This window comes from Haladaptatus sp. ZSTT2 (genome assembly GCF_037081775.1).
Classification (GTDB): domain Archaea; phylum Halobacteriota; class Halobacteria; order Halobacteriales; family Halococcaceae; genus QDMS2.
This window is the reverse complement of sequence record NZ_JBAMHQ010000002.1, coordinates 380,523-404,258: the sequence shown is the minus strand read 5'-3', so window position 1 is coordinate 404,258 and position 23,736 is coordinate 380,523. Positions and strand designations below refer to the sequence as shown.

The 23,736-nt window shown below is 59.8% G+C and carries 22 protein-coding genes; 10 read left to right on the top strand and 12 right to left on the bottom strand.

What is annotated here, in order from left to right:
* Positions 1-768, top strand: a 768-nt coding sequence (locus V5N13_RS16690) for an acyl-CoA dehydrogenase family protein (protein WP_336361735.1), incomplete at its 5' end; no start/stop codon positions are given.
* A gap of 12 nt (positions 769-780) precedes the next feature.
* Here the strand turns inward: V5N13_RS16690 and V5N13_RS16685 are convergent.
* Genes V5N13_RS16685 through V5N13_RS16675 form a run of 3 tightly spaced genes read right to left on the bottom strand, consistent with a single transcriptional unit; the run spans position 781 to position 2,880 of the window.
* On the bottom strand, positions 781-1,362 hold the full coding sequence (locus V5N13_RS16685; protein WP_336361734.1) for an amino acid synthesis family protein: 582 nt from the start codon (positions 1,360-1,362) through the stop codon (positions 781-783).
* Positions 1,359-2,504: an amidohydrolase family protein gene (locus tag V5N13_RS16680; protein WP_336361733.1), complete on the bottom strand. Its 1,146-nt coding sequence runs from the start codon at positions 2,502-2,504 to the stop codon at positions 1,359-1,361. Before V5N13_RS16680 ends, V5N13_RS16685 begins: the two co-directional genes overlap by 4 nt.
* A gap of 1 nt (position 2,505) precedes the next feature.
* Complete coding sequence (locus V5N13_RS16675) at positions 2,506-2,880, bottom strand: cupin domain-containing protein (protein ID WP_336361732.1); 375 nt, start codon at positions 2,878-2,880, stop codon at positions 2,506-2,508.
* A 247-nt stretch (positions 2,881-3,127) separates the two neighbouring features.
* On the opposite strand from V5N13_RS16675, the gene rdfA (V5N13_RS16670) reads away from it, so the two are divergent.
* Both rdfA (V5N13_RS16670) and V5N13_RS16665 read left to right on the top strand, forming a co-directional pair.
* Entirely contained in the window at positions 3,128-3,769 is a 642-nt protein-coding gene (gene rdfA, locus V5N13_RS16670) for a rod-determining factor RdfA (protein ID WP_336361731.1), read from the top strand.
* A 2-nt stretch (positions 3,770-3,771) separates the two neighbouring features.
* Positions 3,772-5,550 carry an archaea-specific SMC-related protein gene (locus V5N13_RS16665; protein ID WP_336361730.1) on the top strand — a complete coding sequence of 593 codons (1,779 nt, stop codon included), beginning with the start codon at positions 3,772-3,774 and terminating at the stop codon, positions 5,548-5,550.
* A gap of 689 nt (positions 5,551-6,239) precedes the next feature.
* Here V5N13_RS16665 and rdfA (V5N13_RS16660) read toward each other — a convergent pair.
* The gene (rdfA, locus tag V5N13_RS16660; protein WP_336361729.1) at positions 6,240-6,854 is read right to left on the bottom strand and encodes a rod-determining factor RdfA; all 615 of its coding nucleotides are present in this window, start codon (positions 6,852-6,854) and stop codon (positions 6,240-6,242) included.
* Positions 6,855-7,090: 236 nt separating this feature from the next.
* Here rdfA (V5N13_RS16660) and V5N13_RS16655 point away from each other — a divergent pair, with 236 nt between their 5' ends.
* The gene (locus V5N13_RS16655; protein ID WP_336361728.1) at positions 7,091-7,600 is read left to right on the top strand and encodes an FAS1-like dehydratase domain-containing protein; all 510 of its coding nucleotides are present in this window, start codon (positions 7,091-7,093) and stop codon (positions 7,598-7,600) included.
* Complete coding sequence (locus V5N13_RS16650) at positions 7,593-7,997, top strand: MaoC/PaaZ C-terminal domain-containing protein (protein ID WP_336361727.1); 405 nt, start codon at positions 7,593-7,595, stop codon at positions 7,995-7,997. Before V5N13_RS16655 ends, V5N13_RS16650 begins: the two co-directional genes overlap by 8 nt.
* Here the strand turns inward: V5N13_RS16650 and V5N13_RS16645 are convergent.
* Positions 7,994-9,202 carry a CaiB/BaiF CoA transferase family protein gene (locus V5N13_RS16645; RefSeq protein ID WP_336361726.1) on the bottom strand — a complete coding sequence of 403 codons (1,209 nt, stop codon included), beginning with the start codon at positions 9,200-9,202 and terminating at the stop codon, positions 7,994-7,996. The genes V5N13_RS16650 and V5N13_RS16645 overlap by 4 nt on opposite strands.
* 111 nt (positions 9,203-9,313) lie before the next feature.
* Between V5N13_RS16645 and V5N13_RS16640 the strand changes: the two genes are divergently transcribed.
* Together V5N13_RS16640 and V5N13_RS16635 are read left to right on the top strand one after the other, a co-directional pair.
* A complete protein-coding gene (locus V5N13_RS16640; RefSeq protein WP_336361725.1) occupies positions 9,314-10,207 on the top strand; it encodes a CoA transferase subunit A in 894 nt (297 codons plus the stop codon).
* Positions 10,207-10,950 (top strand): CoA-transferase subunit beta, encoded by a 744-nt coding sequence (locus V5N13_RS16635; RefSeq protein ID WP_336361724.1) that lies wholly within the window; start codon positions 10,207-10,209, stop codon positions 10,948-10,950. The genes V5N13_RS16640 and V5N13_RS16635 overlap by 1 nt, the downstream gene beginning before the upstream one ends.
* Here V5N13_RS16635 and V5N13_RS16630 read toward each other — a convergent pair.
* From V5N13_RS16630 to V5N13_RS16605, 6 genes are all read right to left on the bottom strand, one after another.
* Positions 10,947-11,360, bottom strand: a complete 414-nt coding sequence (locus tag V5N13_RS16630; RefSeq protein ID WP_336361723.1) for a Zn-ribbon domain-containing OB-fold protein — start codon at positions 11,358-11,360, stop codon at positions 10,947-10,949. The genes V5N13_RS16635 and V5N13_RS16630 overlap by 4 nt on opposite strands.
* A complete protein-coding gene (locus V5N13_RS16625; protein ID WP_336361722.1) occupies positions 11,360-12,307 on the bottom strand; it encodes a hypothetical protein in 948 nt (315 codons plus the stop codon). The genes V5N13_RS16630 and V5N13_RS16625 overlap by 1 nt, the downstream gene beginning before the upstream one ends.
* Positions 12,304-13,473: a thiolase domain-containing protein gene (locus V5N13_RS16620; RefSeq protein ID WP_336361721.1), complete on the bottom strand. Its 1,170-nt coding sequence runs from the start codon at positions 13,471-13,473 to the stop codon at positions 12,304-12,306. Before V5N13_RS16620 ends, V5N13_RS16625 begins: the two co-directional genes overlap by 4 nt.
* Positions 13,474-13,531: 58 nt before the next feature.
* Positions 13,532-15,532 (bottom strand): TRAP transporter permease, encoded by a 2,001-nt coding sequence (locus V5N13_RS16615; RefSeq protein WP_336361720.1) that lies wholly within the window; start codon positions 15,530-15,532, stop codon positions 13,532-13,534.
* 9 nt (positions 15,533-15,541) lie between these two features.
* Positions 15,542-16,609, bottom strand: a complete 1,068-nt coding sequence (locus V5N13_RS16610) for a TAXI family TRAP transporter solute-binding subunit (RefSeq protein WP_336361719.1) — start codon at positions 16,607-16,609, stop codon at positions 15,542-15,544.
* A 71-nt stretch (positions 16,610-16,680) separates the two neighbouring features.
* On the bottom strand, positions 16,681-18,312 hold the full coding sequence (locus V5N13_RS16605; RefSeq protein ID WP_336361718.1) for a thiamine pyrophosphate-binding protein: 1,632 nt from the start codon (positions 18,310-18,312) through the stop codon (positions 16,681-16,683).
* Between the two features lie 148 nt (positions 18,313-18,460).
* On the opposite strand from V5N13_RS16605, the gene V5N13_RS16600 reads away from it, so the two are divergent.
* The 3 genes from V5N13_RS16600 to V5N13_RS16590 all read left to right on the top strand — a co-directional run bounded on the left by V5N13_RS16600 (position 18,461) and on the right by V5N13_RS16590 (position 21,546).
* Positions 18,461-19,642, top strand: coding sequence for a CaiB/BaiF CoA transferase family protein (locus V5N13_RS16600; RefSeq protein WP_332900302.1), 1,182 nt, complete (start codon positions 18,461-18,463; stop codon positions 19,640-19,642).
* Positions 19,643-20,539 (top strand): DMT family transporter, encoded by an 897-nt coding sequence (locus V5N13_RS16595; RefSeq protein ID WP_332900303.1) that lies wholly within the window; start codon positions 19,643-19,645, stop codon positions 20,537-20,539.
* Between the two features lie 215 nt (positions 20,540-20,754).
* Entirely contained in the window at positions 20,755-21,546 is a 792-nt protein-coding gene (locus tag V5N13_RS16590; protein ID WP_336361717.1) for an IclR family transcriptional regulator, read from the top strand.
* A 132-nt stretch (positions 21,547-21,678) separates the two neighbouring features.
* On the opposite strand, the gene V5N13_RS16585 is transcribed toward V5N13_RS16590, so the two are convergent.
* Positions 21,679-23,628 carry an archaea-specific SMC-related protein gene (locus V5N13_RS16585; protein ID WP_336361716.1) on the bottom strand — a complete coding sequence of 650 codons (1,950 nt, stop codon included), beginning with the start codon at positions 23,626-23,628 and terminating at the stop codon, positions 21,679-21,681.
* Between the last annotated feature and the right edge of the window lie 108 nt (positions 23,629-23,736).

Below are 23,736 nucleotides of genomic sequence, written 5' to 3'. Positions count from 1 at the left end.
CCAAACCACGGGTCGAATCCGACGGCGATGGAGACGTACGCCGAAAAAGACGGCGACGAATACGTCTTGAACGGCGCAAAGACGTGGATTACGAATTCGCCCATCGCAGACGTGGCAATCGTCTGGGCACGCGACCGGTCTGACCCGGAGAAGCCGGTTCGTGGTTTCCTCGTCGAGACCGACCGCGACGGCGTGACGACGAACAAAATCGACGAAAAACTCTCGCTTCGTGCGTCGATCACGGGCGAAATCGGGCTGAGCGACGTGCGCATCCCCGAGGACAACGTCCTCCCCGGTGTTCGCGGGATGAAGGGGCCGCTTTCGTGTCTCACCCAAGCGCGCTACGGCATCGCCTGGGGCGCAATCGGCGCGGCACGTGACTGCTTTGAAACCGCCCGCCAGTACGCGCTCGACCGTGACCAGTTCGGGGGGCCAATCGCACGCTTCCAGCTCCAACAGCAGAAACTCGCGGAGATGGCCACCCAAATTACCACCGCGCAGTTGCTCGCGTTCCGTTTGGCCGAACTCAAAGAGCGCGGTGACATGCGCCCCCAGCACGTGTCGATGGCAAAGCGCAACAACGTCCGGATGGCGCGCGACCAGTCGCGCATCGCTCGTGAGATGCTCGGCGGGAATGGGATTACCGCCGACTACTCACCGATGCGCCACATGGCGAACATGGAGACGGTGTACACGTATGAGGGAACCCACGACATCCACACCCTCATCCTCGGCCACGACCTGACGGGGATTCCTGCGTACGAATAAGCTCGAATTTTCTCAGTCGGTACGCGACTCGACTTCTTCTTTCTGGAGGCCCCCAATGCGTGGGTGAGGTCGGCCGCCGTTCGTGACGACGATGGCGAGCAGAAGCTCGTCTGGCCGCGGGGCATCGTGGACGCGCACCTCCATCGCATCGTAGTGCGTCCGCACGTAGGCTTCGTCTTTGTAGTGGGTTGGCACGTCGAGCGTGGTGCCGTGGCCGCCGCGTTTTTTCGCGCTTGGGATGATTGCCTCACCACCGCCCACTTCAGCGCGAAGTGGCGTTCCGAGTTTTGGGTGGAGCAGCGCGGCGACGTGTTCGAGTTCGCCGTCACCGCCGACGATGCCACCCTTGCCGTAGCTCTCGACTTCGTCGGGGCCGCCGAGTTGCTCGACAGCCGCACGGGTAAGCGTCTCTCCCAACTGTTCACCCCAGTCAGTCAAGGCCCCAAGGTCGTCTTTCCACTGTCCCGCGTACGGGTTCTCGAAGACGGCGATAGCGGCCACTTTTTTCACGGGCGTATCGAGGTCGTGTTCGCCATCTCTGTGCGTTTCTTCTACCGTCACCACACGCTTTCTGATAGAGAGGTCTGGGGTCATGGGCGCACCTCCGCAGCCTGCTTTGCGGGGGCTGTGTTCCGACTCCGCGTTACGAGCAGCTCGCCGTCTACGAACACCTTGTCCACGGCGGGGTACTCCCCGTGGGCGAGGGTGTCGAGTGCGGTGTCTTTCGGCCCGCCTTTCGGTGCGCCCATCAAGACGAGATCTGCAGGTTTCCCGACTGCAATCTCACCCGTTTCGAGGCCGTGATGGGCTGCCGTCGTTCCGGTGGCGAGACAGAGCATTTCTGCCGCAGACACGCTCGTCATGCTGGCGAGGATGGCCGACTGGAGGAGAACGCCAAGTGGCGTTACGCCGGTCCCAGACGGTGTGTCAGTCCCGAGCTGCACACGGGCGAGGTCGTCGCGTTCTGCGGCCAGTTCGAGCACATCGACGGCGACACGCTGATTTCCGGCGAGCACGATGTCCAACACGAGGTCTGTCTCGGTCACGAGTTTCTCGACTTCCACGTCCGGAATCGGGGTTGGCCCGCCGTTTACGTGCGCTGCGATGTCGGGTCGGATGTCCATGAACAGGTCAGCATCCGTCGATTTCACGCCGGGGAGGCTGGTGCCGCCACAGTGCATGAGCACGATCATGTCGTGGTCGTGGCCCCACTCCACGAGGTTTCTGCCAAGCGTCCGGTCTTCGACGGGCATGAGGAATTTCAGGCGTTCGACCCCCTCTTGTGCCACGTCTTCGATGTCGGCTTCGGTCATCCCATCGCTCAGGATGAGGGTTCCACCACGCACCTTCACGCCGCCCGGTCGGTCGTTTTCGAGCGACTTTCGCGCGAGCGTGGCGAGGGCTTTCGCGCTTTCGACATCGCGGGGACGGCCCGGTAGGTGGGGTTCGCCGTTCGAAATCATCGACGTAATTCCCCCGTGAAGGTAGCTTTCACACCAGCCAATCGTGTTCTGGCGCGGGGTGAAATCCCCGAAAACGGGGTGGACGTGCGAGTCGATGAGTCCCGGCGTGAGCGTGAGTCCGTTCGCGTCGAGAACGGTGTCTGCGGTGGTCGTCGTTGCATCGAGTTCGCGGATGTACCCATCTTCGACGTACACCGATTCGACGCTGCGTCGAGGGTCATCGAGGTTCCCACTCACGACCGAACCGAGATTTTCGATGAGGAGGTCTGGCATCTCACTCACCTCGCGCTCGAATCGCCTTTTCCGGACCCTGTGGGGCGAAAATCCACAACTTCTTCCACTCCTCGTCGCCGGTGTTCTCGTGGTAGTGATGCACGCCCGGCGGGATGATTGCTGCCTGCCCGGCCGCAAGATCGTGGCTGTCGTCCTCGGTGACGATGCGCCCGGTTCCAGAAAGGACAAACACGATTTCTTCGACTTCCCGAACGTGTCTCGACCCGCGTGCGCCCGGGGCGATTGTCACGACGCCGACGCCGACGTTTTCGACGCCGAGGGTCTCATCTGCGAGTATCTGACTCGAGAGGTCGCCGCTCCCGAACGATGGCAAGTCAGCTAGGGTTCTGACGACGACTGTTGGCTCGTCACTCATATGAATCGCTCACCTTGTGCGTATCTCTGCGGCGGACGAGACGTTCCACTGGAGTTGTCTATTGGTACCATATCACAGAGTGATTCGGCCGAGTCGCTAAAAAGAATTATGTCTGCTGGATGCTCTTTGAGCCGGTCGTGCTATCCCGTTTTTTGGTCAACCAGTCCGCTCGTCGGATGTAGCAAGCGAGTTGTTCGTTTCTCCCCTTTGAGTCAGATTTATACAGATTGTAAACAAACATGGGGTAATGGCTACCCAAACTCGGTGCAAGCTCGACATTGTTGCCGAGAGATATGATTTAGATGCGGCTCTCCTTCGGTACGGGTCGCTTGACGAGCATTTGCTGACGAGGTGGACTGGTGCGGACGGCAATGAGCCTGCAGGCTATCGCAGCCTTGCAAAGTGGTTCAACTTACGACTGCTCACGCGCGTCTACGACGAACATGGCAGAGAGGTGACCGGCTCACGAGTCGAGAGCGATTATGCGGCGCTCACGGGGGGAGACGACATTGTCCGCGAGGAGGTGCTTGATGACATGCGCGCAGATGGCATCAATGCAGACCTGCTCGAAGCCGACCTCATCTCGTGGAGTACGATGCGCCAACACCTGAAAGAGTGTCTCTCTGGGACGAAGCCGATTGAAACGGCCAAAACTGAGTGGGAGCAAAAAAGCGTCAACGTGGCAAAGCACGTAAGCGCTTCGAAGGTCAGCGAAGCGCTCAGTTCGCTCGATACGAAACAGCGCTTGCCCGGGGCGTCTACCGCCGAAGTCGAAATGCAGGTGTTGCTGAGCTGTCCACACTGCATGACGCGCATCCCCTTTGAGGATGCCTTAGACCGCGGATTCATCTGCAAAGACCACCTGCAAGCCTCTGTCGCCTCAGAATAATCATGACTTGGAAACTTACGATTACGAACATCGCAGGTATTCGCACAGGAAAGGCAACCATCGAACCCGGAATCAACGCGGTTCGCGGCTCGAACTGGCAAGGAAAGTCGAGTCTCCTCACCGCAATCGAGACTGCGATGGGGACGGAGACGGTGTTGACCGAAGGCGAGACTTCAGGCGACGTGACGCTCGAAACCAAGGAGAAAACCGCCCGCGTTGACCTCACCCGAGAGAACGGGACTGTCGTGAGTCAGGGAACCCCGTATCTCACCACCGAACAACAGCAAACTGCCGCCCGCCTCTATGCGTTTCTCGACGAGGATAACGCGGTCAGACAGGCGGTCAGAAACGGCGAAAACATGGAAGCCGTCCTGATGCGCCCGCTCGATTTCGAGAACATAGACGAGCAGATTGCGACGCTCAAAGCAGAACGCAATCAGGTCGAAGCCGAACTGGAGCGCGCAGAATCCGCCTCGAACAAACTGCCCCAGGTCGAACAGCAGATTGCGAGTATCGAAGACGAACTTGATTCACTGCGGCGCAAGCGAAGTGACCTCGGAGATGGACAGACCGAAGGAGACGATGGCAAACGCGACGAGCTTGCGAACGCAAAAGCAGAGCGCGACCGCGTCGAAAACCAGATCGACCGCCTCGAACGGACGGTCGAACGAACCGAAGAAAAGCTCGCTGAGATACGCGAGCAACGAGACGAACTCACGATTCCAGAGACGCCAGACGACCTCGAAGCGGAACTCGAAACCCACCGCGAACAGTACGAACAACGGCGTCGTGACGCAGAGTTGTTGCAGTCGGTGTACGCGCCAACGAAGCGAATTCTCGACGAAAACCGCCTTGACCTCATTACCGAGGTCACCCACGAGTTGGCAGCAGACAGCGCCACCTGTTGGACGTGTGGCACCGACGCGACCCGTGCTGCGTTCGACGAGCACGTAGACAAGCTCCAATCGCGCGTGGCGAGCCTCTGGGAGGCAGCAAACGAACACGAAGCGCAGTTCAACGAACTCCAATCTCGGAAAGAAGAGCTCCGCGAGGCACAACAGCGCGTCGCAGACTTAGAAGACCAGCGTGCAGACTTAGAGCGCAGACTTGAAGAGCGGACGGCAAGCCTCAAAACGGCCGAATCTCGCCTTACAGAACTCGAATCGAACATCGAGTCGCTCTCTGAGGCCGTCAAAGAAGACGACGACAAACTGGCTGACGTGGACGGTGAAATCAAGTACGCAGAAGCGCGCCTCGAAGATGCACGTGAACAGCGAGAGACGCTCGAAACGCAGGCACAGCAAAAGGACACCTTGCAAGCAGAGTGCGACCGAATCGACGAGGAGATCGTCTCCCTTCGCACGCGAAAAGAAGCGTTGAAACAGCGCACCCGAGAGGCGTTCGAGGCGGCGATGCAGGAACTCATCCCGCGTTTTGCGGTCGGGTTCGAAACCGCACGGCTGACCAGCACCTTCGATTTGGTCGTCGCCCGCGACGGGCGCGAGGCGAGTCTCGATGCCCTGAGCGAGGGCGAGGTCGAACTACTCGGATTGGTGGCCGCGCTTGCGGGCTACGAAGCGTTCGATGTCGCGGACACGGTTCCCATCATGCTCGTGGACAATCTCGGCGGGCTTGCGGACGAAAACCTCCAAACGCTCGTCGAGTATCTCGAATCACGGGCAACATATCTGGTGGTCACGACCTACCCCGAACACTCCTCGTTCGAGGGACACACCATTAACCCCGGCGAGTGGACTGTCGTGTCTCCACAATCACCGTAACGTCCCTGCTGTTTGTGGCTGTCGCGAATTTGTGCGTGAGTGGGAACTCTAGCGTATCGTGAGCACAAGCAGCGTGCTGGCTCACCATCCGATTTTATAACTATCTTTACTATATCTAGATGATGATGAGTTCGTTGTCATCACAATCAGTTGATTGTAGTGCGTTGAAAATTCCTCTTCGCCATTGTCGTATTCATTCTTAGAATTACTTCAAAAACATCGTAATTTGAGAGTTAAGTTGGTATCCGGCTGAATATTAAAATTAATACGCCATTCGTAACGTTCTCTCTTGATAGTGCGAAATGGTTCCGGCGAACAATCCGCTATCAAACCACTCGATTTTTACTTTCAAAATACTGTGGGCTCCAAAAACTACTAATTATTTTGGGGTGTTTGGATATTCTCTCACAACAGTCTGGCCGTACTCTGAAAGTGGCGTATCCCGATCTGATATTGGGGCGTGTGAACACGTCTGTTGAAAGTTGACACCACAATTTCCGCTGTTTTTAGCCTGCAGGCCCGCGAAACTTTCGGCTGCTCGTCGGTTTCTCTGCCGTCGTCTTTGGCACATCGACGGTGGATCCGACATACTTTGACGCCAATACTGCGGTAGTCGCTCCGCTGAAACGTGGCACACCACTATTTCCGATGTTTTAACCCGCTGACTGCGTGCGAAAAGGAAACCGTACTCACTCGGCAGAGAACGGCGTCTGACCGCAGCTACAGGTCGCCCCTGAAAGAACCTCGCTCGCTTCGACGCGCTCACCACACACTTTGCAGATCACTTCGATGTTGGCGACGACGAGGAAGTCCTCAAAACTCATAGAATCCTCGGTGCGTGAACTCTCGACGGCGTCTCGGGTGACCGCCTGTATTCGGCCACGCAACCGTTCGATTGTCTCTCGAGGATCTTTTTTTGTCACCGCTCGCTCTACGTCGTGGTACTTCTGGAGGAACGTATGTACCGCTTGGTGGGTGACGAAGTCGTTCAAAACGGTCTCGACGTCGACGCCATCGCGTTCGAGCGAACGCTGTGCCTGCGTCCGGTCACCGCTGCTCACGTCGGTGTCTGTGAGGAGTCGGTAATAGTTCGCCACCTCGCCTTCGAGCGGCGTCATCCCAGCCTCTACCATCGCTGCTTCGAGAATGCGTCGGTTGATTTGATGAGCGAGTGACCGGAGGCTTTGCTGGTCGCCGTTTTCTCCAAGCCAGCGGCTTGGCAGTTCTTCAGCTAACTGCGGAAGGTCGTACTCGGCCAACACCCGCCCGACTTTATATCGCGTGGCGGGGATGTCGTCGTTCATTGCTACTCCCTTTTTGTTGCGGTGCGTATTAATTTCCTCTTCTCGCTCGCAGTGGCCCGTGCCCATTTCACGGCGACGGTGCTGGTCGGAGAACTCTCGCTTGGTCAGGTTTTATCTCGCTGTTGTTCGTTGTTGCCATATGCATCCAGTGTCGTCGTGGACCTATTCACGACCCAGCCGTGCGTATTGCATACGTTCTTCGCCGCGTCCGGACGCAGCTTCAGAGAGGTGTTCGGATGCCTACTAAAGCGCTCGAAACGCTCAAATCACTCGTCGGGGAAACCCGCGAGACGGTACAGGAGTTTCGCGTCGAACGCGGAAAAATCGTCGAATTCGCAGCGGCGATTCACGCAACGAATCCGATTCACACGGACGTCCAGGCGGCCCGCGAGCAGGGGTATGCTGACGTGGTCGCACCGCTCACGTTCGCAAAGACCTCCTACTTCCCACACAACCGTCCGGAGGGAATCGACGAAAATCTCGGCTTCGACCTCGGTTTCGAGCCGTCGCGCATCGTCCACGGCGAACAGGCGTTCGAGTACGAACGACCCCTCGTCGCCGGAGACGTGTTAAACGGAGAGACGACGCTCACCGACGTGTACCAACGCGAGAGCAACCGTGCGGGGACGATGACCTTTGCGTGCTACGAAACTCGGTTCGTAGACCGCGACGGAGATCTCGTTCTCACAAGCGAAACTACCCGCATCGAAACGGGACAGGCCATCTCGGAGGCCGACGATGCGTGAGTTGGCTGTCGGTGACGAGGGGCCAACAATTCGCGTCGATGATCTCTCTCGTCCGGATTTCGTCCGGTATGCGGGCGCGAGCGGCGACTTCAACCCGATTCACTACGACGAACCGCATGCAACCAGCGCCGGAAACAAGAGCGTGTTCGGTCAGGGCATGCTGACCGCCGGGATTCTCTCGAATGTGCTCACCGAATGGTTCGATATTGGTTGTATCACGCGCTTTGAAACGCGCTTTACTGGCCAAGTGTGGCCGGGCGACTCGGTCATCGCAACCGGCGAAGTCGTGGCAGTCTCCGAAGACCCTCCCTCGGGCTACGAACTCTCGCTCACTGCGGAAACCGACGATGGGCGAACCGTCATCACGGGAAGCGCGACGGTTGAGCAGACGGATTAACCCGATTCGTGGATGACGCCGTCCGTAAATAGTTTCTCGACCGTCTCTTCGTCGTAGAGTTCAGCGAGTAGCTCGCGGCTGTGTTCGCCGAGTCTGGGAGCCGGACGGCGAATCGAAATCTCATCGCGCGACAGTGAGAGAGGTGACGCCGTCAACGACAGTTCTCCAAAGCGCTCGTGGTCTATCGTGACGAACGTGTCGCGGTGGGCGTACTGCTCCATCGCCGCGGCCTCTGCGATGGTTTGTGACCGCGCTGCGGGGATGTTGTGGGCGTTCAGCGTCTCAACCGCTTTTTCTGTGGGGACGGTCGAAAGCCACTCCTCGAACAGCCCGGTTAATTTCTCTGCGTCCGCCATTCGCCCGGCATCCGTCGCGTACCGTTCGTCTGCGAAGAGGTCGGGGCGGTCTAGGAGCGTACACAGCCCTTCCCAAATTCGGTCTGAGTAGAGCAAGAGTCCCACGCAGATGTAACCATCTGCGGCGGCGGCCGCACCGTAGAGCATGTCGGGGTCGAAGAAGGCATTCCGACCGCCTGCGCGGGGTTTCTCGCCAAGGTTGTTGTAGTATTCGTAGGCGGCATCCATGTTGTGGGCGAGCGATTCGAGCAGCGATACATCCACTAGCTGCCCACCTTCGCCGCGGTCTGCGGCCCTGAGCGCCCCCATCGCACTCAGCGCGCCGCTGTAGGCCGCAAAGTAATCTGCGAGCGAGGACTGTGACCGGATTGGCGGCCGGTCGCTGTCGGGATAGCCGTGGAGTTGGGCGAATCCGGAGAGATGTTGGACGAGCGTGTCCAATCCCGGATTGTTCGCCATGGGCCCTGTCTCACCGTAGCCGGTGATGTGGACATAGACGAGATCCGGGTTCAACTCGCGCAGCGTATCGTAATCAACGCCAAGCCGCTTTGCGACGCCGGGCGGCCAGTTCTGGACGAAAATGTCGGCCACTTCGACGAGGTCGTAGAGCGCAGCGAGTCCGTCATCATGTTTGAGGTTGAGGGCAAGTGCGCGTTTGTTCCGGTTGTAGAGTTCGAACGGTGGGCTGAACGGCTCGCCATTGAGTTGGCGGCGTTCGGTGCGATAGGTCTCCCCTGTGGGCGGTTCGACCTTGACCACGTCCGCCCCCATATCTCCGAGAAAGGTGGCACAGAGCGGCCCCGCGATCACTTGTCCGCAGTCTATGACGCGGACGTCACTGAGTGGCATATCTAGCTCTCACGCTCCACTCATACAGTCTTGTCGGCATGTACCATGCGAAAAGTTATACTGGTCCCTCCCCGGAGTGTGAGTACGAACGCAATGGCGACACTCACAGACATGGCTAGCGCGATCTCTGCGGCGCTATCCGATGGCGACAGCATCTATCTGGCCGGATTCACGCATCTCATTCCCTTTGCCGCCGGTCACGAAATTATCAGACAGGAGTACCGCGACTTAGAAGTCATCCGCGCGACTCCGGACCTCGTCTACGACCAACTCATCGCCGCGGGCTGTGTCCGCAAGGCAACGTTCTCGTGGGCCGGGAATCCGGGCGTTGGGAGCCTACGCGCGTTCCGCCGCGCGGTCGAAGACGGCGTTCCGAACGAAATCGACCTCGAAGAGTACAGCCACTACGGTACGACTGCCCGCCTCTACGCGGGTGCGACGGGGCTTCCGTTCATCCCGCTCAAGACGTTCGCTGGCTCCGACCTGCCGAAGGTCAACGACAACATCAGACCGGTCGAATCTCCGTTCAGCGACGAGACGGTGTACGCCGTGCCGCCACTCAATCCTGATGTGACCGTCGTCCGCGCACAGCGTGCAGACGAATCGGGGAACGCCCATCTCTGGGGCATTCCCGGCGAGCAAAAAGAGGCCGCCCTCGCCGCGAAGACGGTCATTCTGAGCGTCGAAGAAATCGTAGACGAATCGGTGATTCGCTCAGACCCGAATCGGACGCTCATCACGGCCGACGACGTTGATTTCGTCGTCGAAGAACCGTTCGCCTCCCATCCCTCGTACGCACAAGGCTACTACGACCGCGACAACGAGGCCTACATCGAGTGGGACGACATCTCGAAAACCCACGAGTCGCTCACCGAGTGGCTCGATGAGTGGGTGTACGGCGTCGAAGACAGAGCCGAGTACGTGCGCAAACTCTCGACAGACCGCGTGCTCTCGCTCGGAGCGGGCAACAACTACGGCGTGCCAATCAACATGGGTGGAAACTAATGGACTACACAGACACGGAACTGATGATGACGGCGGCGGCGCGACAGCTAGAAGACGGCGACTCGGTGCTCGTCGGCATCGGCGTGCCGAATCTTGCGTGTAACCTCGCAAAGCGAACCCACGCCCCTGACCTGCAGATGGTGTACGAATCAGGAACCATCGACTCGAATCCTGATTCGCTCCCGCTTTCGATTGGCGACCCCGTTCTCGCGGCGGGCGCAGCGAGCATCGAGTCGCTCATGGGTGGGTTTAGCTACTACCTCCAAGCCGGACGCATCGACGTGGGCTTTCTCGGCGGGGCGCAAATCGACCGCCGGGGCAACATCAACTCGACGGTCATCGGCGACTACGACAACCCGAAGGTGCGCCTCCCCGGAAGCGGCGGGGCCTGCGAGATTGCGAGCAACGTCGAACGCACGCTCATCATCACGCCCCACCAGCGCCAGCGCTTCCCTGAAGAAGTCGACTTCATCACGAGTCCGGGCTACATCGAAGGCGGCCGCGAAGCACACGGCCTGCGCGGCGGCCCGGAAGCCGTCATCACCGACAAAGCCGTTATGGGCTTCGAAGACGGCGAGATGGTGGTCGAATCCCTCCACCCCGGCGTCACCCGCGAGGATGTCCAAGAAGCCACGGGCTGGGAACTGCAGTTTGGAGACGACGTGAGCGAAACAGAGCCACCGACAGACGAAGAACTCAGACTCATCAGAGAGGAGTTAGACCCGGACGGGGTCTACCTCTAAACAGGGCGGAATTTCGCGCCGTAACGGACGATGCCTTCTTGTTCGAACATCTTTCTGACCACCGCTTCTACGCGGTCGCCGCGGGCGAATTCGTGGGGGTCGCAGTCGGTCAACATGCCCGGCACTCTGACGCCCTCGTCAAGTTCGACGAGCACCGCACCGATTGCGTCTTCGGCTTCGAGCAGTGCTTCGAATTCGGGAGGTGCGCCGCCTTCGATGACGGTGTGGGCGACAATCGTGCCCGTACCTTCCGGTTCGATGCGCTCGAACGCCGCGACCGAGGCGCACGTCGCACACGCACCTTCGGGCGGGAAATTGAACGCTTCACAGTCGGGACACTGACCCACGACGAGTCGGTATCGGCTATCAAGTTGCTGCCACCAGGTTGGAATGCTTACGTAGGCTCCCATCAGTTCTCACCCTCCACGTCGAGGTAACCGCGTTTTCGCAAATACTGTGCATACGAGATATCGACCGCCTCTCGCGCCCAATCACCGTCGAGGCGACCAGTAAACGTGAGTGCGTCTGCGCCCGCGCCGTCACCGTAGCTGAGGACGGTTACCTCATCTTCGCCGTCGTTCCACGCCGCGAGCAACGAGAAGAGTGCGCTCGCCGCGCCGAGGTCACCGAGCGTCCGGGCAGCGTGGTACGGTGTAACGTCTCCCGATAACGTGCGTGCGCCGCGAGACGGTAGGCTTCCGTCAGGAGCGGTGAGCGCCACCGCGTCGGCGACGGATTCGAGATTGCTCGCCGCGCCCGAAACTGCGTCAGTGTAGGCGTCGCGCTCGTAGCCAGTCGCGTTGTACGCTTCGCTCGAACTCGCTCCGCGTTGGCGAAAGCGCGTGCCGGGATACTCACGGGCGTAGCTCGCAACGTCGGTGACCGACACGTCGCCGGGTGCGGCCACGAACGCGACAGCGCCTGCCCCCGCGGCGTGATCGAGGCCATTTTTCGGGGCGGCCTGCGGGGAGTCCGCCGCAACGGCGAGCGCTGGACCGTCCGCTCTGAGCCCGGTAAGGAGGGCGCGCGTTCCGGCGCGTGTCGATTGCGTGTGCACCGAAATTTCGACATCTCGAGAGAGACCGAGAATCTCTGCGACCTGTACACCAACGTCGCCCTCGTCAACCGGCGGCGTCGTGGTTGCGAAGGCCAATGCCGTGAGGTCGTCGCGGCTGTGTGCCGAGTCTGCGAGCGCCTTGCGGGCGGCTTCGACAGCCATCGTGACCGTGTCCTCGTCGCCCGAGAGCACGCGCTTTTCTGCGACGCCGCGGGCGCTGAAGCCGCCGAGGGCGTCGCCGATGGTCTCTGCCGTAATTCGATAGCGCGGGATGTACGCGCCGACGCTTTCGACGTTCATGCCCATCCCTCCTCGAAGACGTGGACGGCGACCGAACCGCCGGAGCCACCCACGTTGTGGGTGAGGCCCCTTGAGAGGCCGTCCACCTGTCGGTCACCCGCCTCACCGCGGAGCTGTTTGTAGATTTCGACCACTTGGCCCGTGCCGGTCGCGCCAATCGGGTGGCCCTTGCTCTTGAGGCCACCAGAGAGGTTTACTGGGCGCTCCCCGTCCGGCATCGTCGCACCGGATTCGATGTACGGTCCGGCTTCTCCCTCTTCACAGAAGCCAAGGCCTTCGTAGGCCAGCAGTTCGGCAATCGAGAAGCAGTCGTGGACTTCTGCGAAGTCGATGTCTTCTGGCGAACAGTCTGCTTCCTCGTAGGCTTGTTCCGCGGCCTTTTCGGTCGCGGGAATGCCCGTGAGCGTCGGTCGCTGGAACAGTCCAACTCGCCCGCTCGCCTGCCCGCTGCCGGTCACGCGAATCGGGTTGTCGGTGAGTTCTTCTGCGACCTCGCGGCTGGCGAGGAGAACTGCGCTCGCGCCATCCGAGGTGGGACAGCAGTCGTAGAGATTCAGCGGGTCTGCGACCGTCGTCCCCTCGATAGCGTCTTCGAGCGAGCACTCGAAACCGAGGTGCGCGTGTGGATTTTTCGCGCCATTCGCGTGATTCTTGTAGGCGACGTGAGAGAGTTGTTCGCGCGTCGTTCCGTGTTCGCCCATGTGCGCGTCTGCCATCTGGGCGTAGACGCCCGCGAACGTCGTCCCGGCCATGCGCTCCCACTCGGTCTCGCCGGAGACGCCGAGCCAGAAGCGCGTGCGGTCGCTGCTCATGTCGTTCATCACTTCGACGCCACCCGCGAGCGCCGTGTCCGCGGCTCCTGCGCGGATGGCGAGAATGGCCTGTCGAAGCGCCACGCCGCTCGCCGCACACGCGTTCTCGATGCGCGTACACGAGGTTCCATCGAGGCCCACGTGTTCGGTGACGCTCGGACCGACCAACCCGAGTTGGCGACCGCCAACGCCGAGCGTCCCGATGTACGCCTCGTCGATACGTCGTCTGTCTAGCTCACCGTCGGTCGAGTCGAGCGCGTGCTCGAACGCCGTCTTGAACAGTGAGCGATAGGACTCAGTTGGAAACGAGCCGAAGTCTGACTGGCCCGCACCAACGAGATACACCTCTCGCATACCTGAAGGTCATCGGGGAGTGTGTAAACTGTTTCCATTCGACAGGGAAAAGGAGGGGTTAGTGCTGTTTCTCGGCCACTGCGTTTGCCTGCCCAATCGTCGTCGAGGGCACGCGCAGTTGCACGAGGTAGAGGACAATCGCCGCGGCGACGAGGCCGACGCGAACCATGACGTTTGGATACACCATCGCCCCGACACCAAGCACGAGGAACACAGCACGCGTGACGAGGCCAATCGCGCGACTCGACAGCGGTCGTTCGTAGTAGTTGAGGCCGTGGGTAATCGCGATGGCTCCAAGGATGGCGAGCGTTCCGGAGACGATGGTTTCAGGCGTGAACCCACCGAGGACGAGTTCGGGGTTGTAGATGAACGCGAAGGGCAACACGAACAGCGGTGTTGAGAGCTTCAGCGCCTCCAAACTCGTCTTCCAGAAGTTCGACTCGGCGATGCCAGTCACCACCACCACCGCAATCGCAATCGGTGGCGTGATGCCAGATAGAATCGCCGAATAGAACACGAAGTAGTGCGCCGCGAGGTTCGGCACGCCGAAGTCGCTCACGAGCGTCGGCGCGATGAGCAACGCGACGATCGTGTACGCGGCGACCGTTGGCATTCCAAGCCCGAGGATGATGCAGATAATCATCGCCATGACGACGCCGATTGCCATGACACCACCCGAAATCCCGATGAGTGCGAGCGAGAACTTACTCGGCATGCCCGTTGCCATCAGCAGGTCAACGATACCGTTTACGGCAGCGATGATGATGGCGATTGGTGCAATCGAGATGGCTCCGTAGCGAAGTCCGCGAATCGTCGCGGCCGCATTCTCTTTGACCGTCTCGCCGACGGACTCTTGCTTGCGGAAAATGCTCAGCGCGATGGGAATCCCACCGCCGGTGAGCACCATTGTCACGCAGGTGATGAGCGCAGAGGTCATCACGGTGAACTGTGCAACGCCGAGGGCGTACATGAGCACCGCGAACGGAATTCCGAAGCGTGCGGCTTCCACGAGCGGGTGGAAGCCGTCGTTCAGTTCGTCTATCTGTGACTCGATGTCGAGGTCGGCAGCGGTGAGCTGGCGGACGCTCATGTAGTGGACACCGATGGAGACCGAGACGAAGAAGATGAGCGCGGGAATGATGCCCGCGATGACGACTTGGATGTAGGTAATCCCGAGCAGCGACGCCATCACGAATGCGGCCGCGCCCATGACTGGTGGCATGATTTGTCCGCCAGAGGAGGCAACGGCTTCGATGCCGCCTGCAGTCTCCGATTTCATGCCGCTGCGCTTCATCAGCGGGATGGTAAACGAACCGGTCATCGCGGCGTTCGCCGTCTGTGCGCCGTTAATCGAGCCGATGATGAGGCTCGAAATGACCGCAGACTGCGCGACGCCGGATTTGACGAATGTTGCCGCGCGAAACGCGATGCGCATGATGATGTCGAACGCACCGAAGGCGCGAAGCAGTCCTGCGTACAGCAAGAACAGCGCGACCCACGCGGCGACGATTTGCGTAATCGAGCCGAAAAAGCCGTCGTACTCAAGCACGAGCAGGTTGACGATGCGGTCTAAGCTGAACCCGCCGTGTTTGAGCAGTCCGGGGAACAGATACCCGAAGGCGGCGTAAATCAGCGCGAGGACGATGACGGCAAGGAACGCTCTGCCGAACGCGCGGTAGGTCAGATAGAGGATGACGACGGTGAACACCGCCGCCAGTGAGTACTCGTGGGGGAGCGCGTAGCCCGTTCGAATCGTCGAGAGGACGTCGTAGTTTACGTACACATACACAGTCGTTACGACTGAGACGATCCCCGAAGCACCGAGAAGGAGCAAGTCGAGGTACGCGCCGTCTTCGAGTGCCAGCAGTTCAGAGACGAGATAGACGAGGATACCGCCGCCGAGGAACAGCACACCGTACTGGGCCCGTGGGATCGCTTGCGTATACGCATAGCTGATGACTGCAACCCAGAGCGCCACCGACAGCACGGTGAGTGCGTTGTTCGCGATGTGCTCTCGGGAGCGGGTTAGTGGAGAGCGAAGCGGTGAGTGTTCCGACATGAGAACGCCTCAGGCTTGCGGTTCGCCACGCGTCCAGTCGTCGTTCCACGCGTCGTTCTCTTTGAGGAAGTCCGCCACGCCCGGATGCACCGGTGCGTCTGGCAGATAGCCGTCGGTCATGTTCTCGAACTTCGAGTGGTCGAGGTATGACGGCTGGCCCTCACGGACTTGTTCGTAGTGGTCGTGGCTCAGTTTGGCGAGTTCGTAGCCAACGTCCACGGACATGTCCTTTGCAAAGTGGAATTGGAACGCAGACGGCCACGTCCCCATCGTGTCAGAGCCGACGTCCTGCTCCCAGCCGTAGGTATCGACTTCTTGGAAGCTCGTCCCTGCCGTCTTGTTGATGCCTTCTTTGAACTGGTCGGTGACTTCGATGGAATGGAGTTTCGCCCGGGCGTCGACTTCGGTTGCCCAGCCGGGGAGGTTCACGTAGTTCGCGCCGTAGGCGACGATGGCGTCGACACGACCTTCTTCGATTGCCCCCGCGATGTCGCCCGTGTCCGCGTCCACGACGTTCGGCTCGATGTCTTCCCAGACACCGGCGTTCTTGAGCACGGCTTCGGTCATCTGACGCAGACCCCAACTTGGGGGGAGCGGCCAGACGTTTTTCCCGATGAGGTCGTCGGTCGTCTCAATGCCCGAGCCTTCCACTGCCATCCAGTGGAGGTGGAGCGTCGCAATCATGAACCCCTGATATGGGAGACTTTCGACCGGTTGCTCTTCGAACGGTGGCTGGTCTGCCATTGCCTGAGCCAGTACGAAGTTGCCCGCGGTGAACGCGTCTAAGTTGCCCTGGTCGTACTGTCGAATGCTCGCTGGGTCGCCACCCGTCTCTTGGGTGTTCCAGCTAATCGTCTCGGATTCTTCGCTCACGACGCGCTGGAACGCTTGACTTGCCTGTCCCGTCGTCGTACTGCTGCCCGGAACGCCAACGGCGAGCGAGGTCGAACCCCCGCCGCCGTTTCCATCGCCCTCGCCCGAGCTACTGCCACCAATACTACCCAAACAACCAGCCAGTCCAAGTGCACTTACGCCTGCCAGACTCTTCAGCGCATTGCGCCTGCTAATGTCAGCCATAGTCTAAACGTCTCATCGTGCCACATAAGTGTTCCCCTTCATTATTCGGGAAGGTTTGGAACGTCCAGTTTCTAGTCAGATTTCGTCATCCACTCACTCGCTTGTGGCTCGTAGGGGTCGGTCGGAATCTCGATGAGCGTTGCGCCCTCGCTCGTGCGTGCGCGGTCGAGTTCCGCCTGGATCTCCGTCGACGTTTCTGCACGCCGTCCGGTCAGACCCATCGACTCCGCAAGTGCGACGAAATCAATCGGGGCGTCGCCCCAGCCGTACGCCCCGTCAGAAAGGCCGTAGCTTCGGGCAGCCTCCTCGCTGATAATCGCATAATCGTGGTTCGTGAACACGACCACCGTCACGTCGATGGCTTCTGCGGCAAGGGTGTGCAGTTCGTGAATGCACATCATCAGCCCGCCGTCGCCGTTGAGCGAAACCACATCGCGTTCTGGGTTGGCCACCTTTGCGCCGATGGCGGACGGGAGGCCAGTTCCCATCGTCGCCCACGACCCGGGGTTGACGTAGCTCCGGGCATCGTACGCCGGAAACGCGACGAGCGTCCAGATACGGAAGCCACCGGCGTCCGCGGTGACGATTGCGTCGCGAGGGACGCCGTCGCGGATGGTCTGGAGGGCTTCGACGGAGGTGAGTACATCCGAGTCGTTCACCAGCGCGTCGAATCGCTCTTGGTCTGCCGCGCGTGCGGTGCTGGCGCGTTCTGCGCCATCGCTGTGCTTCGCTGGGAGCGCGTCCACGAGCGCCCGAAGGGTCCGGTCTGCGTCTCCGACGATACCGACCGCCGGGTCGTAGCCCGTCCCGATGTCGTCTGCGTGGTAGGTGACGTGAATCAGCTTCTCGGGGAAGTCGTGTTTCCACTTCCCGGTCGCTACGGCGTCGAAGTCCGTTCCGACGGCGAGCAGCGTGTCGGCTGATTCGAGCACGGCTGCGACTTCTGGACTCGTCCCGCCACAGAGCACACCCGCAGAGAGGTTGTGGTCTTCGGGGAAGGTTCCTTTCCCCTTGTACGTCGTGACGACAGGTGCGTCGATGTGCGCGGCAAGCTCTTTGAGTGACGTAGACGCCCCACTCGCTCTGATGCCACCTCCGGCGAGAATGGCTGGGCGCTCAGCCTCTGCGAGGAGAGAAACCGCGTCGTCGAGTGACGGATTCTCGCGGTCGGTGGTGGTTTCCGTCACTTCATCTGCCGTCGCTTGGGTCACATCCATCGGCAGGAAGTTTTTCGGGATGCCGACGCGGACGGGACCTTTCGGATGCGAGGTCGCTTCTTCGAGGGCGCGTTCGACCACCGCGACCGCGCTCTGTGGCGTCTCGACTAGCAGGTTCGCCTTGACCACGTTGTCGTAGGTGTCCGGTGGCGTTTCGTGAATGCCGTCGCCACCGCGCACCTCGGGTTCAGTCTCGACGGCGATGTGCACGAGCGGCGTGCAGTCGTTGAGCGCGTTCTTGAGTCCGTTCATCGCGTTCATGTCGCCCGGGCCGGGAATCACGACGGTCGCGGCGGGGCGGCCAGTCGTCTCGGCGTAGCCCCACGCCTGATGGCTGACCGCGGTTTCGTGGCGCGCGACCACGTAGCGGATGCCGTTTTCGGCCATCGCCTGATTCAGCGGTAGGGTTTGCTTTCCGGGGATTCCGAACACAGCGTCGATACCACCTGCAGCGAGCGTTTTGACGACTGCGTCACCGACGCGCATCTACGGCACCCTCGTGTGGTCGGCGGGCGTGCGTCGCGGTTGTCTCGTGTGTTGCATCATCCCGCCGATTTCCGCAATTGCCTATTAAGTGTTGCTCCGTGGGAGCGAGTGCCATGAGTTATATCGGAGGAGCCTACACATGGGTTGTATGCAACCGCTTGACGACCTCGTGGTCGTCGACGCGACGCAGGCACTCGTGGGGCCGCTGGCGTCTCAGACGCTTGGCGACCTCGGCGCGGACGTCATCAAAATCGAGCGGCCTGGTCACGGCGACCTCACCCGGACGTACTCCCCAGCTTACGGCGACGAACTCTCTGCGTACTTCGTCAGCCTCAATCGCAACAAACGCAGCCTGACCCTCGACCTCACCTCGGCCGAGGGCCAAGAAATCCTCCACGACCTCGTCTCGGAGGCGGATGTGTTCATCCAGAACTTCGCCCCCGGCAAGGACGAGGAGTTCGCCGCCGATTACGACACCCTCAACGAACTCACCGAGGACCTGATCTACTGTGACGTCTCCGGCTACGGCAACGACAGCCCGTACGCAGACGAAAAGGCGTTCGACATCATCCTCCAAGGCGAGTCGGGCATGATGAGCATCACCGGCACGGAAGACCAGCCGGCGCGGGTCGGCATCTCCATCTGTGACATCTCGTGTGCGATGACCGCCATCTACTCCATCATGACCGCGCTGTATCACCGCGAACGGGCGGGCGAGGGCCAATATATCGACCTCGCGTTACTCGACACGAGCTTTCAGTTCCTCCTCTATCACGTTACGAACTACTTCGCCACCGGCGAGAACCCCCAACGGATGGGCACGCGCCACCCGAGCCTGATGCCGTATCAAGCGTTCGAGACTGCAGACGCCTACATCATCGTTGGCGTCATCAGCGAACGCCACTGGCCGGGCTTTTGCAAAGCAATCGGCCACGAAGAGTGGATCGACCTGCCCGAATACGCCACCTTCGCAGACCGCGTCGAAAACCGCGGCGAACTCGATGCGATTCTCGACGACATCTTCGCAGAACTCACGACCGAAGAGTGGCTCTCCATCCTCGGTGAAGAAGACGTGCCGTGTACGCCCGTCAATTCGGTGGGCGACCTCATCGACGACCCACACATCGAAGCCAAGGACATGGTCGCAGAGATGGAACACCCCGACCTCGGCACGTTCAAGTCACCGGCGAACCCGGTCAACTTCTCGTCGCTCGACACAGACGCGGCCGAGGCCCCGCCGCGTCTTGGCGAACACACGGATGAAGTACTTTCCGACCTCGGTTACGACGACGCCGCGCGCGAACAGCTGCGCGCAGACGGAGTTATCTGAGTGGGAGCACTCCCGTCCGTATTCTCTGGGGAACTCCTCGCGCTCGGCGCGGCGCTCATCTCGTCGGTCGGCTACGTGAGCGCCCGACGGGGCCTCGCAGACGCGTCCGCCGAAGTGTTGGTGACGGCCACCACGCTCGTGAGCGTCGTTCTCTTACTCCCGTTCGTTTTTCTGTCGGGCATTCCCACCCTCTCACCGGAGGCGGTTGGCGTGTTCATCGCAAGCGGGATTCTGGGGTCGGGACTTGGCCGGTTCATGCTGTCTCACGTTATCGGCAAAATCGGTGCGGGCGTGACCCACGCCGTAAAGAGTGCGAGCCCGGTGACTGCAGCCGTGTTTTCCGTCCTCTTTCTCGGTGAAACGCTTTCGCCACCGCTCGCCGTTGGCATCGTCATCGTCGTTCTCGGACTCATCTTGCTGACTCGCAGGCCGCAAGCCGAACCCACCGAACCGACCGCAGACACCACCACGACGGCGATTCTCGCGCTTGTGATCGTTCTCTGGTTCGGCGTCACCCCCGTCATCAGAAAGTTCGGACTTTCAGTGCTTGGAACGCCCCTCTTACCGGCGCTCACCCTCAACTTCGCCGCCGGGTTGCTCGTCGGCGTGGTCATCTCCCTGTACACTGATTCGAGTCAACTGCGACGCGCCGTCTCTGGGAAGGCACGAAACTACCTGCTTCTCACCGGCGTGTGTTGGACCGTCGCCATCGGCGCGTACTTCACCGCGCTCTCGCGGGCGGACGCCGTCGTCGTGGTTCCGATTTTCAATTCGAGCCCGCTGTTCACCGTCGCGCTCAGTATTTTCCTCCTCGGTGAGCGCGAAGCGGCCCGCCCGAGTACGCTCATCGGTGCCGTCGTCACCGTCGTCGGCGTGGTGCTCATCACGCTCGGCTGAGGGCTCGTTCTGCTTCGTATCGCACAGAGCCGGCTCGGTGGGCTGTCGTTGCGGAAAACGCCGAAGGCAACCCATTGGTGACCGTTGCGACCCAATACGAAACGATTCAGCGACTTTCGGTGCATGAACCTGAGAATATTCTCTCACTCGAATCGAAATCATCCGTTCGTTTCGCATGAGTAAATTATTTGTGTCGGTGCGTGTGACCAGCACACATGACCGACGCCCCGGCAAACACATCGGCTCGTCACCCGACAACAGCGACGATAAAGAGTCTGGATACGACCTTTGCCATCATCGACGCGGTAAAGGAGTTAGAAGCTGCGCGTGTCACGGACATCGCCACCCACGCGGACGTCTCAAAGAGCACCGCACACAAACACCTGGCAACGCTCGTCGCCCACGAATACGTGACAAAGACGGGCAACGAGTACCGACTGGGCTTCCGATTTCTCGACCTCGGCGGCCACACTCGCTCACGATTTCCCGGGGCGCACATTATCAAGCCAAAACTCCAAGAACTGGCTGCCAAAACGGGCGAGGTTTCGCAGTACATGACCGAAGAGTACGGGCAATCGGTCGTCCTCTACAGAGAAGAAGGACAGAACGGCGTTCCCTCGAAAACGCGGCCGGGGACTCGGATGTACATCCACCAAACCGCTTCGGGGAAGGCGATTCTCTCACAGCTACCGCGAGAGCGCGTAGAGGCAATCGTGGATAAGTGGGGGCTCCCGAAAGCCACGAGTTCGACCATCACGGACCGCGAAGCCCTGTTTGAAGAACTCGCAGCGATTCGTGAACGCGGGATTTCCTACAGCTATGGCGAAAGCACGAAAGGTTTGTACGCGGTGGCGGCCCCGATGACTGACCCTGATGAAACAGTGCTAGGGGCGTGCGTTGTCTCAGGTCCTAGCCACCGGATGAAAGGAGAGCCGATGGAAGAAACATTTCCACAGCTATTGTTGAGCATTGTCAATGAAATAGAGCTGAACATCGCTCATTCATAGAATTTCGTCATGGTGAACGATTCCTAAACGACGGGAGCGAGTACCGCGAAAATGGCCGTACTCCACGACATACATAACAGGCGTACTGTTGTTAGCCAATTGGTGCCCGAAAACGGGGAAAAGCGCGAACCGTTAGATTTCGGTGATGCGCTGGTAGTCGTCGCTGACGGCGGCCGCGTCCTCTGGGAGCAACGCGACGACGAGGTACTCTGAGTAGTCGTCTAAGTATTCGAGAAGCGACGCGATACGTTCTGAGTCGATGGCTTCGAGCGAGTCAAGCAACATGAACGAGACAGTCTCGTGGACGTCGTGGGCGAGATAGCCAGCGAGGGCGAACACGAGGCCCGTCACCTCCCGCTCGCTTTCGCTCAGGTGGTCAACCGTGTCCTCGTAGGTTGCACCGGAGGCCGTGCTCCGGATGACGTGCAACTCGAACACGCTTTTTTGGACTTTCCGTCGCCCCTCGCGCACTTCACGTTCGATACGTTCGAGCCAGATACGTTCGATATTGGCGTAATCGAGCATCGAGAGCACTGTGTCCATGTGCTCGTTGAAGCCTTCGATTGCCTCTTCTTCGATGCGCTCGATTTTCGTCCGTAGCTCTTCGATGTCGGCTTGCACCGATTCGCGGGTCGAAACGAGGCTGTCGCGCTCTCTGATGCGTGATTCGAGCGTCGAAATCTGGTCTTCGACACGCTCTAAGTCGTTTTCGAGCTTGCCGAGTTCGTACTCCAGCTGGTTGGCTTCGCGGTGAACCTCGATAATCTCGCTGTAGGAGTCGTCTTCTACGTCATCGACCGTTTCTTCTATCTGCTCGATTTCTTCGGTCAGCGCCTCACGCCGCTCTCTCAGCGTTTCGATGCTCTCGTTTCGGTCTTCGATTTCGTCTTCGATTTCCGCGAGGCGACGTTCGACCCGCTCGCGTTGCTGTTGTTTTTGCTGGAGGGAGCTCCGTTCTGCTTTCAATTCGTCTAAATCCGACTGAATCTCGTTTGTCGCGCTGATCTTCTGCCGATTTAAATCTTTGAGCTGGCTCACCGTCGACGTTATCTGGTCGGTTTCGACCGCACTGCCACAGGTCCAACACGTCGTTGCGTCGGCTTCGAGCAGCTTGTCGGTGAGCGACCCATCACCGTCACGCTCTGCGCTCAGCGCGTCGAGCAGTTCGCGGTTCGTCCCGTTGAGCATCTCCTCGTTGAATCGGATGATGCTCTGGAGTTCCGTCAGCTCGCTTTCGATGGTCTGTTTTTTTCCGCGCAATCGTTCGATATCTGACTCGATGTCCTTGATTTCACCGACCGGCGCGTCCGGCAGGGATTGTGACTCGTCTTCGAGTTCGTGTTGCTCTTGCTTGAGCGCAGAGAGACTTTCTTGTTCTGTCTCAAGGTCGTAGCGAACGTCATCGAGCGAGGAGCGCTTCCCTCGAAGTTTGTCGAGCGTTTCTTCGAACTTTTCTTTCTCCTCACGCGACTCTTCTACGTCTGCATCTATCGTCTCAATCTCTTGTTCTTTGGCTTCGAGTGCTTCCTTTTTCTCCTCGATTTGGGCTTCGAGGCGCGTGCGTTCGCTTTCGAGCTCTGGCAGCTTTCCTTTGAGCGAGTCGATTTCTGCAAGTTCGTCTTCGAGCGACTTGCGCTCTGCAACGAGCCGAGAGATTTCGGCTTGAATCTCCTCTGTATCGACCGGGCGCATGATGAGTTCGCGGAGGTCTTCACCGAGGGCGACGGCTCTGCGCGCCTCGTTCGATTCGAGCAAGAACGCAAACAGGTCTGCGAGCGTGGGATTTTCGAGATGTGGGGTTCCATCACCACTCACCACGCCGTTGTGACGCGAGAGTGTACGCGTGTAGGTTTCCTCCCCAATCGTGAGTTCGACGTAGGCCTCATCTGCGTCGCCCTTGACGGAGACGTTGTCGCTCCCGCACACGGCCATGATAGCCTGTAAGAGCGAAGTGCGGTTGGTTGCGTTTCGACCAGCAAGAATGGTGACTCCGGGCGAGAATGTGACATCCGTTTCAGAAATTCCACCGATATTTTCAACGTGGATACTCGCTTTTTCCTTCGTTTGTTGTTCAACGCTCATTCTTATAACACACTGAACGGCGAGTTATCTTAAGTCTTGAGGGTACTTTGAGCGAGAGACTGCCCCCTTGGGATGCTGTTTGGCACACTCGATGTGACACGTCTCTGC

What these genes read in the sequence shown, in the direction of transcription:
- V5N13_RS16605 (WP_336361718.1), bottom strand. Translation starts at nt 18,312, where the DNA reads ATGCGCGTCGGTGACGCAGTCGTCAAAACGCTCGCTGCAGGTGGTATC.
- V5N13_RS16625 (WP_336361722.1), bottom strand. Translation starts at nt 12,307, where the DNA reads ATGAACGTCGAAAGCGTCGGCGCGTACATCCCGCGCTATCGAATTACG.
- V5N13_RS16640 (WP_336361725.1), top strand. Translation starts at nt 9,314, where the DNA reads ATGGCTAGCGCGATCTCTGCGGCGCTATCCGATGGCGACAGCATCTAT.
- V5N13_RS16665 (WP_336361730.1), top strand. Translation starts at nt 3,772, where the DNA reads ATGACTTGGAAACTTACGATTACGAACATCGCAGGTATTCGCACAGGA.
- rdfA (WP_336361731.1), top strand. Translation starts at nt 3,128, where the DNA reads ATGGCTACCCAAACTCGGTGCAAGCTCGACATTGTTGCCGAGAGATAT.
- V5N13_RS16610 (WP_336361719.1), bottom strand. Translation starts at nt 16,609, where the DNA reads ATGGCTGACATTAGCAGGCGCAATGCGCTGAAGAGTCTGGCAGGCGTA.
- V5N13_RS16600 (WP_332900302.1), top strand. Translation starts at nt 18,461, where the DNA reads ATGCAACCGCTTGACGACCTCGTGGTCGTCGACGCGACGCAGGCACTC.
- V5N13_RS16630 (WP_336361723.1), bottom strand. Translation starts at nt 11,360, where the DNA reads ATGGGAGCCTACGTAAGCATTCCAACCTGGTGGCAGCAACTTGATAGC.
- V5N13_RS16680 (WP_336361733.1), bottom strand. Translation starts at nt 2,504, where the DNA reads ATGCCAGACCTCCTCATCGAAAATCTCGGTTCGGTCGTGAGTGGGAAC.
- rdfA (WP_336361729.1), bottom strand. Translation starts at nt 6,854, where the DNA reads ATGAACGACGACATCCCCGCCACGCGATATAAAGTCGGGCGGGTGTTG.
- V5N13_RS16645 (WP_336361726.1), bottom strand. Translation starts at nt 9,202, where the DNA reads ATGCCACTCAGTGACGTCCGCGTCATAGACTGCGGACAAGTGATCGCG.
- V5N13_RS16675 (WP_336361732.1), bottom strand. Translation starts at nt 2,880, where the DNA reads ATGAGTGACGAGCCAACAGTCGTCGTCAGAACCCTAGCTGACTTGCCA.
- V5N13_RS16585 (WP_336361716.1), bottom strand. Translation starts at nt 23,628, where the DNA reads ATGAGCGTTGAACAACAAACGAAGGAAAAAGCGAGTATCCACGTTGAA.
- V5N13_RS16615 (WP_336361720.1), bottom strand. Translation starts at nt 15,532, where the DNA reads ATGTCGGAACACTCACCGCTTCGCTCTCCACTAACCCGCTCCCGAGAG.
- V5N13_RS16590 (WP_336361717.1), top strand. Translation starts at nt 20,755, where the DNA reads ATGACCGACGCCCCGGCAAACACATCGGCTCGTCACCCGACAACAGCG.
- V5N13_RS16685 (WP_336361734.1), bottom strand. Translation starts at nt 1,362, where the DNA reads ATGACCCCAGACCTCTCTATCAGAAAGCGTGTGGTGACGGTAGAAGAA.
- V5N13_RS16635 (WP_336361724.1), top strand. Translation starts at nt 10,207, where the DNA reads ATGGACTACACAGACACGGAACTGATGATGACGGCGGCGGCGCGACAG.
- V5N13_RS16655 (WP_336361728.1), top strand. Translation starts at nt 7,091, where the DNA reads ATGCCTACTAAAGCGCTCGAAACGCTCAAATCACTCGTCGGGGAAACC.
- V5N13_RS16620 (WP_336361721.1), bottom strand. Translation starts at nt 13,473, where the DNA reads ATGCGAGAGGTGTATCTCGTTGGTGCGGGCCAGTCAGACTTCGGCTCG.
- V5N13_RS16650 (WP_336361727.1), top strand. Translation starts at nt 7,593, where the DNA reads ATGCGTGAGTTGGCTGTCGGTGACGAGGGGCCAACAATTCGCGTCGAT.